This window comes from Caulobacter sp. LjRoot300, assembly GCF_964253875.1.
In the GTDB taxonomy this organism is placed as follows: domain Bacteria; phylum Pseudomonadota; class Alphaproteobacteria; order Caulobacterales; family Caulobacteraceae; genus Caulobacter.
Map to the genome: position 1 here is coordinate 1 of NZ_CAXUSA020000018.1, position 7,628 is coordinate 7,628.

A 7,628-nucleotide genomic window follows, 5' to 3' on the forward strand; every position below is an offset into this window, starting at 1 on the left:
CATTTTGCCGAGGCGCCGCAGGCACGCCTACTGATGAAGTTCGGCGCCTACCATCTCTACAAGGGCTACAATCCACTCGGCCAGCGCGACCTGGGCAATTTCGTCGCTGAACGTGCAGACGGAGAGGGCGTGAAGTCCCTCCATATCGTCGTCACCGGCGCGAGAGGCGTGCAAGCCGGATACAACGGGGTCGGCCGCCAAGTGGCCGTGCGCAACTTCGATGCGACGACGGGCAAGGACAGCGACTGGTCCAAGGAGGTGATGCTGGCCCGCCCGTCGAACACGCCGCCGGGCGACTGGTTCCTGGTGGATCTGCGCCCTTTGCGCAGCGCCGATCTGGAAGCCCTGACGCCTGAATGGCGCGCGCTCATCCGCGGCTACGACCTTGCCGTTGTGGCGCCGGAACTGTCTGCGTCCACCATGCTGGGGGCTCGTGACGCCCCTTAGGCTCAGGACTCAATCCTCACAGCCAGACAAGCACGATGGCGGCGAGGGCCATAGCGGACGGGAAGACGGTCGCGTTCCCGCCCATCCGAGGCCCTCGAAACGTCCGCTACCGCCTAAAGCGCCGACAGCGGCTCGGCCACGACGCCATATCCGGCGTCGGGCGGAATCCGCAGCGACGGGCCGTCGACCCACGGCTCGACCGTGACCAGGCGCCACCCGCACGCCGTGTCGATGGCCGCGGCCCGATTGGAGGTCCCGAAGGGTTGTCATCCCGGAAGCCTCGCAGAGGCTGTCCGGGACCCAAGGGACTGGGCTGAGGCGGTGCGGCCGCCCCTGGATCCCGGACAGCGCTAGGCGCTTCCGGGATGGCAACGACGTTGGAAAGTCGAACCTGGGCGGCTCCGGAAACCCTACCCCGCCGCCGCCGCCGTCTTCGCCTGTTCGTGCAGGCGGTCCGCGCGGTCCAGCAGGTAGTCGGCGTCCTCGCGCGACACCGCCGGCGAGGCGGTCAGGAAGCGCTGGATCATGTGCTCCTGGAACCGAGCGCGGTCGCCGGGGCGACCGTCGTATTCCAGGGCGTGGAAGGCGTCGACCCCGGCGCGCAGGGCCGGGAACAGGCGTGGCGGCAGGCCGGCCCGCTCGCAGATCGCCTTCAGGCCCAGGGCCCCGGCGTCGTGGATCATCAGCCAGGTGCGGTGGTGCGGCACGCCGGCCAGTTCGGCCACGCCCCACTCGAAGAAGGTCATGTGACCATGGGCCAGGGCGCGCAGCAGAAGCGACGGCGACAGCCGGCCGACGCTGGCTAGGTGCGCGGCGAAGGCCTTGGCGTCGGCGGCGCGGCCGGCCTGGTCGACCAGGTCGATCGTGGCCCGCTCCTTGGCGCCGAGGATCAGCTCCAGCGTCCGTTCGGCCGACAGCGGGTGGGTCGCCAGGATGTGGTCGCGCAGCTGGTCGCCGACCATGTCGATCAGGCGTTCCGTCACCGACAGCGGCAGGGCCGAGCGGTAGGCCACCGCGGTCAACACAGTCTCGGACTTGGCGAAGCGCTCCAGCGCCCGCTGCAGGGCGGCCTCCGACATCCGGGCGTTGTCGTTGGCGCAGACGGCGGCGACCACCTCTTCGCCCCCTTGTTCGACCAGCAGGGCCGCGACCTTGCCCGACAGCCTGGGACGTTTGGCCACGGCCAGCTGGCGCACCGGCCCACCCAGGCGGACGATCTCGGCCAAGTCGGCGTCGCTGAACACCGGCGAGAAGCTGATCACCGGCAGCGACACGCTCTCGACGTCGCGGGCCAGGCGGTTGGCGACGTCGGTCGGCAGGGTGGGTGAGTTGCGCAGGGTCACGGCCAGGGCGCGGCGCACCAGTTCGGCGGCGTCGACGGCCATCACCCGCAGGATCTCGCCGGCCAGGGCGCGCTGCGCCTCGTCCAGCTCGGCGCGGTCGATGGTGCGGCACAGCTTGTGAGCGGCCAGGGCGCGCTCGTCGGGCGTCGCGCCCTTCACCAGCATGCGGATGTCGTGTTCGGTCAGGGCGGCGCGGGTGGTGGCCATCGGTCTTCCCCTTCAAGCCCACGGAACGGCGGGGAATCGGATCATCTCTCGTTAGGCTTAACGATTGTTTGCCCTCATGGCCGCGCTCGTTAACGATAAGCCGTAACGGGGCGCAAACCGCGACCGCCTAGGGTCTGACCTCACCAGCCGAGGAATCAGTCCTTGTTCGCCGAGCGCCGACCAAACATACCCACGGACGACGGCGCCGCCGCCGCCCGCCTGGCGCTCGACGCCCAGACCGCCCTGCTGCCCTACGCCCTGGCCGTGTTCGCCGTCAGCCTGCCGATCTATGTCTGGGCCGGCTCGTTCGCGCGGAACGCCGGCTGGATGGCGGTCAGCTTCGCGGCGTTCGCGATCAACTGGGGCGTCTTCTACGGCGTCGTCGCCTGGCTGCGCACCGACGCGGCCGGCGACCTGGCCCGGCGGACGCGGGTGCATGTGATGTCCAGCCTGCTGTGGGCCATGACGGTGTGTCAAATGGCCGCCTTCGCCGACGGCGCGGGCGGCGTGCGCGAGACGCTGCTGCTGGTCTCGGCGGGCGCGGCCGTGGTCTGCATCTTCTTCGCCGCCCCCTGCCTTCTGGTCCTGCTGCTGACCGCTCCGGTCGCGGCGGCCGGGCCGCTGTACCTGCTGTTCGCCCACCCCGAAAGCGAGCGGTCCGGCGGCATGGCGTTCGGGGCGATCGCCCTGGCCATGGCCCTGTCGCTGGTCCTCAACCGCATGCTGGGCCGCCAGCACGCCCTGGCCCTGGCCCATGAGGCCCTGCTGGAGGAGCGGCTGACCGTGCTGGAGGAGGCCGAGCGCACGGCCCGCTCCAAGTCCGACATCGTCGCCACCCTCAGCCACGAGATCCGCAACGGCCTGACCGGCGTGACCCACGTGCTGGCCGCCGCCGCCGGAAAAGGGGGACGCGCGGCTCCCTCACGAGAACAGCTGAACGCCGCCCTCGACGCCGCCCAGGACCTAGTCGCCGTGCTGAACGCCACCCTGGACTCCGAGACCGCCGAATCCGGCCGCCTGGCGGTCGAGAGCGTGGCCTTCGAGCCCGTCCGCCTGATCCGCGACCTGGTGCTGCTGGACCGTCCCCACGCGATGGCCAAGGGCCTGGAGCTGGCCGTCCACGTCGAACCGGACCTGGAGCGTCGCCAGTTCGGCGCGGTGGTTGGCGATCCCCTGCGCACCCGCCAGATCATCGCCAATATCGTCGGCAACGCCGTCAAATATACCGTGCGCGGCCGGATCGAGGTTCGGGTCGAGCGGCGCGAGGGCCGGATCGCCATCGAAGTGGCCGACACCGGGCCCGGCCTGTCGCGCGAGGAGCTGGACCAGGCCTTCCAGGCGTTCCAGCGGGTCGAGCGCACCGGGGCGGGCGTCAACGGCGCGGGCCTGGGCCTGTCGCTGTCGCGCCAGCTGGCCCGGCTGATGGGCGGGACCCTGGAGGCGACCAGCGCCGTCGGCGTCGGCAGCTGCTTCACCCTGACCCTGCCTTTCGACGAGGCCGCCGTCTGCGCGGTCGAGCCCGCCGACGGCGAGACGCCGCAGCCCGTGGAGGCCGCCGGCGCTCCGCCGCGCAACCTGCGGATCCTGATCGCCGAGGACGACGCCCTCAACGCGGCCATGCTGCGCGCCATCCTCGAGCAGCTGGGCCACCAGGTGGTCCACGCCCAGAACGGCCGCCGCGCCCTGGACCTGGCCCGGATCTGCGACTTCGACCTGGTGATGCTGGACGGCCGCATGCCGATCCTGGACGGCCCCCAGACCGCCGCCGCCCTGCGCGCCCTGGACGGCGGCAACCGCGACGTGGCGATCGTGGCGGTGATCGGCGGCGACGCCGACGAGGCCCGCGAATGCCTGGACGCCGGCGCCGACACCGTGCTGCGCAAGCCCGTCAGCGTCGCGGCCGTGGCCCGCGCCGTCGCCGACGCGGCGGCCCTGGACCGCAAGGCGGTCGGCGCCGGCCAGAGCGCCGTCGCCTAAGCGCTTCCCAACGACCGTTTGGATCGTCCACACTCCCCGCAACGACAAGGGCGGGAGGAACGCGATGCTGCGCGATCTGCGGGTCATAGAGCTGGCCACCTATATCGCCGCCCCGGGCGCCGCCGGGATCATGGCCGACTGGGGCGCCGACGTGATCAAGATCGAGTCGCCCGACGGCGACCCGATGCGCGGCTTCTTCGACACCCTCGGCTCCGACCAGGCCGCCAACCCGGTCTTCGAGCTGGACAACAGGGGCAAGCGCTCGGTCGTGCTGGACATCCGCGCCCCGGCCGGCCGCGACGCCGCCAAGGCCCTGGTCAAGGACGCCGACATCTTCCTGACCAATGTCCGCCCCGCCGGCCTGGCGCGGGCCGGGCTCGACCATGACAGCCTCAAGGCCGTCAACCCGCGCCTGATCTATTGCAGCCTGACCGGCTACGGCCTGGAGGGTCCCGACGCCGACCGGCCGGGCATGGACGTGGCCGCCTTCTGGTCGCGGGCCGGGGTGGGCGCGCTCACCGCCCCCAAGGGCGCCGAGCCCTTCCCGATCCGCACCGGCATGGGCGACCACGTGACATCCTTGGCGACGGTGGCCGCCATCCTGGCGGCGGTCCACGAACGCCAGCGCACCGGCGTCGGCCGGCTGGTCGAGACCTCGCTGCTGCGCACCGGCGTCTATGCGATCGGCTCGGACATGGCCATCCAGCTGCGGTTCGGGAAGCTGGCCTCCACCCGGCCCCGGCGCGAGGCGGTGCAGCCCCTGGCCAACTTCTTCCAGACCCGCGACGGCCGGTGGATCTGCCTGCTGGCCCGCCAGGGCTCGACCGACTGGGCGCGGATCGCCACGGCGGCCGGCCGCCCGGAACTGGCCCAGGACCCGCGCTTTTCCAGCGCCCGCCTGCGCCGCGAGCACGGCGGGGCCCTGGTCGACATCCTGGACGAGGCCTTCGCGGACATGGACTACGCCCAGGCCGCCGCGGCCCTCGACGCCGGCGACCTCACCTGGGCGCCCTGGCAGACGCCGCGCGACCTGATCGCCGACCCGCAGGCGACCGCGGCCGGCTGCTTCGTCGAGACCCCCGACGGCTTGGGCGGAACCTTCCCCGCCCCGGCCGGCCCGGCCCGGTTCCCCGGCGCGGCGGACGGACCGAGGGGCCCCGCGCCGGGCCTGGGCGAGCACACGGCGTCGGTGCTGACCGAGATCGGGTGGTCGGAGGACGCGATTGAACGGGTGACGAGCGCCCGTTCCTAGGTCCTCCCCTTTCAGCCGTCATTCCGGGCCTTGTGCCCGGAACCCCTGGTGCAGCTGACGGTGAAGCGCCTTGGCGCGCTGGCGCGCCACACCCCTGCACTTGCGGCGGAGAGAGGGGTTCCGGGCACAGGGCCCGGAATGACGGTGGTTGTTTTGAGTAGGTGAGGAGGGCCGCAGTCCCTACCGCTTGCTCCTCGAACCGTCGCTGGCGTCCGACAGCACCCGCAGCATTTCCGACGAGAACATCGAACTGGTCATGCGCTGGGCCGACGAGCCGCCGCCCGAGGCGAAGCTGAAGCCGCTGTCGGCGTCCTGCGGGCCGCGCAGGATCAGGCTGACCAGTTCCTGCTGCTGCTGGATGCGCTCCAGCCGGCGGCCGGTGGCGTACTGGACGAAACCCTGGTCCGTGTCGGGCCCGTTGGTCGTCGGCGCGGTGTCGGGAACGGCCCCGCCGCCCGCGGTCTTGGTCAGGTTGGCGTAGACCTCGCTGACCGTGGCCGCGCGGCCCTCGCGATAGAAGATCGAGCGGTTGGCGGCGGCGGCGTCGGGGAACAGGGCCGCGGCGCTGGCGCCGGGCGAGGCGTTGACCGCCTCGATCAGCCGGGCCGAGCCCTGGGGGCCCAGGAAGTGGGCGGCGTAGAGCTCGCCGGCGGTGGGCGAGCGCCCCACCCGGCCGCGCAGATAGGAGGCATGGTCGCTGGTCAGCTCGCCGGCCATCAGCGAGGCGGCGTGCGGGTCCAGCTTCAGGCCCAACACGGTCTTGCGGGCCTCGTCGCCGGCCACCCGGTAGCGGCCGTCCGGCCCCTGCTGGATCAGGTCGGCGTAGCGGGCGTAGCCGTACTTGGCGCCGTGCTTCTTCAGCGTCGACAGCCAGGTCTGGTCGACGAACTGGAACAGGCCCGAGGCCGACGAGGTCCGCGCCTTGGCGGCGGGATTGTAGCCGCTCTCGCGCTTGGCCGTGCCCATCAGGAACGTGAAGTCAACGCCCGTCGCGCTGGACGCGCGCTGGATCGCCGACTCGACGACGCTGCGGAGGGAGGTGACGTTCGCCATGCCCGAAGATGTGAGCCCGCATGGTTAATCGCGCCTTAACCCTGTGCGCCGACCCGGCAGAAATTGCCTGTGGCGGGTCGCCGCAGCTACGGATGTAAAAAATCTACGTTCGTAATATTTACAAACGTAATTCCCCATGAGACGCTTGCTTCATCGACCCCGGCTTCTTCAGGCGGTCGACGCAGAAGGAGGCTCCCATGGTTGCGTACGAAGGCGCGGTCGGTTCCTACATTCCCGGCCTGGACACCCCGCGCGGCAAGCCGTCGAAGGCCCTGGTCGCGGCCCTGGTGGTGGTCTCGGCCGCCCATGCCGGCCTGTTCGCCTACCTGGCCTACCAGAAGTACGTGACGCCGATCACGGTCGATCGCAGCGAACCGCCGGCCTTCAAAATCGATCCGGTGATCCCCGATCCCCCAAAGCCCGACAAGCCGGTCCCGCCCAAGGCGACGTCGAACCCGCCATTGGTCCACAAACCGACGCTGGTCGCGCCCCCAACGGTCGACCCGCTGCCGGTCAAGCCGGTCGAAGGCCCACGCGATCAGCCCGGCCCGGGCCCGGTGGACCTGAAGACCGATTTGCCGCCTGGACCGCCGACCGTGGTCGAACCGTCCCCGCCCAGGGTGATCACCCGACCCAACTGGCTGAAGAAGCCGGGGGCCTCGGAGTTCAGCCGGTTCTATCCGGAAAGCGCGATGCGCCGCGGCGTCGGCGGCATGGCCACCCTGAACTGCACGGTGGCGGCCAACGGTTCGATCCAGGCCTGCAGCGTGCTGGACGAAACCCCGTCCGAGGAGGGCTTCGGCAAGGCCGCCGTCAAGCTGTCGAAGTTCTTCCGGATGAGCCCGCAGATGGAGAACGGCCAGGCCGTCGACGGCGCCAGCGTCCGCATCCCGATCCGCTTCAGCGCGGCCGAAGGCTAGGGACGCGTCCGCCGGGTCACGGCGGCGCCGGCGCGGCCGGGGCGCGGCCGGGGACGCGCACTCACGGCAAGGCGCCGGCCGGTTTGCAGGGCGCTGGCTGTGAGTGCGTGTCCCCAACGGAGCCGCTGAGTTTGGTGTTGAAGTGCCATGACGCCGTGGATGGCGTTGGGGACATGCACTCACCCAGAGGCCGTGGATCGATCGGCGAGGCCTTGCCGTGAGAGCACGTCCCCGGCTGCACTCGGCGTTCGGCGAACAAACTCCGGCGATTTCAACGCCCTGAATTTTCTCGACCCGATTTGATCCTCACCCTTCCATACCGCCCGTATCCTTGACCCACCTCGACGCATGGAAAGGGCGCATGGCCAGCGACCGATGCGGCGGCGGGGGGCGATCGAGCGGGAAGCTCCGTCGGCGGTCCTTTTGGAC

At 71.1% G+C, this 7,628-nt stretch carries 6 protein-coding genes and 2 pseudogenes; 4 read left to right on the plus strand and 4 right to left on the minus strand.

The genetic code is table 11. From position 1 onward, the window contains the following. The coding region (locus ACSQ2G_RS23785) for a hypothetical protein (RefSeq protein ID WP_436034837.1) at positions 1–447 on the plus strand (447 nt) is incomplete at its 5' end. 113 nt (positions 448–560) lie between these two features. Here ACSQ2G_RS23785 and ACSQ2G_RS23790 read toward each other — a convergent pair. Both ACSQ2G_RS23790 and spbR read right to left on the minus strand, forming a co-directional pair. After that, positions 561–659 (minus strand): annotated as a pseudogene (locus ACSQ2G_RS23790) (NUDIX hydrolase); the annotation flags it as partial. Between the two features lie 198 nt (positions 660–857). Next, on the minus strand, positions 858–1,997 hold the full coding sequence (gene spbR, locus ACSQ2G_RS23795; RefSeq protein ID WP_436034838.1) for a pole-localized protein SpbR: 1,140 nt from the start codon (positions 1,995–1,997) through the stop codon (positions 858–860). Positions 1,998–2,159: 162 nt separating this feature from the next. Here spbR and ACSQ2G_RS23800 point away from each other — a divergent pair, with 162 nt between their 5' ends. Both ACSQ2G_RS23800 and ACSQ2G_RS23805 read left to right on the plus strand, forming a co-directional pair. Beyond that, a complete protein-coding gene (locus ACSQ2G_RS23800; RefSeq protein ID WP_436034839.1) occupies positions 2,160–3,974 on the plus strand; it encodes a hybrid sensor histidine kinase/response regulator in 1,815 nt (604 codons plus the stop codon). A 64-nt stretch (positions 3,975–4,038) separates the two neighbouring features. After that, complete coding sequence (locus ACSQ2G_RS23805; RefSeq protein ID WP_436034840.1) at positions 4,039–5,226, plus strand: CaiB/BaiF CoA transferase family protein; 1,188 nt, start codon at positions 4,039–4,041, stop codon at positions 5,224–5,226. 180 nt (positions 5,227–5,406) lie between these two features. Here the strand turns inward: ACSQ2G_RS23805 and ACSQ2G_RS23810 are convergent, their stop codons facing one another. Further along, on the minus strand, positions 5,407–6,279 hold the full coding sequence (locus ACSQ2G_RS23810; RefSeq protein ID WP_436034841.1) for a transglycosylase SLT domain-containing protein: 873 nt from the start codon (positions 6,277–6,279) through the stop codon (positions 5,407–5,409). Between the two features lie 197 nt (positions 6,280–6,476). On the opposite strand from ACSQ2G_RS23810, the gene ACSQ2G_RS23815 reads away from it, so the two are divergent. Further along, positions 6,477–7,199, plus strand: coding sequence for an energy transducer TonB family protein (locus tag ACSQ2G_RS23815; RefSeq protein WP_436034842.1), 723 nt, complete (start codon positions 6,477–6,479; stop codon positions 7,197–7,199). A gap of 335 nt (positions 7,200–7,534) precedes the next feature. Here ACSQ2G_RS23815 and ACSQ2G_RS23820 read toward each other — a convergent pair. Continuing rightward, positions 7,535–7,628 (minus strand): annotated as a pseudogene (locus tag ACSQ2G_RS23820) (hypothetical protein); the annotation flags it as partial.